We start from the raw sequence: 338 nt of genomic DNA on the forward strand, positions 1-338 counted from the left end.
TTCCCGAATGCCATGATCACTCGCAAAATAGCACCGGCATTGGCAGCAGGCTGCACTATCGTAGTTAAGCCGCCCCAGCTAACGCCTTTATCCAGTTTAGCCCTGGCACAGCTAGCCAGTGAAGTGGGTATTCCCGATGGTGTCATTAATATCATTCCAACCAGCGACGCAAAAACAGTCGGCAAACGTTTGGCTACCTCTCCTAAGGTTCGAAAGTTGTCATTTACCGGCTCAACCGGGGTTGGCAAAATTTTAATGCAACAATGTTCAGAGCACGTAACCAAACTGTCATTAGAGCTTGGAGGTAATGCCCCTTTCATCGTCTTTGATGACGCCGA

Annotated in this window: 1 protein-coding gene; it reads left to right on the forward strand. The window is 48.8% G+C overall.

The genetic code is table 11. The annotated features are described in order from the left end of the window. Window positions 1-338 (forward strand): aldehyde dehydrogenase family protein (locus B3180_RS08915; RefSeq protein ID WP_286844101.1); only part of this gene is annotated, 338 nt, incomplete at both ends.

Source organism: Idiomarina sp. UBA4206 (assembly GCF_002383015.1).
Taxonomy (GTDB): Bacteria; Pseudomonadota; Gammaproteobacteria; order Enterobacterales; family Alteromonadaceae; genus Idiomarina; species Idiomarina abyssalis.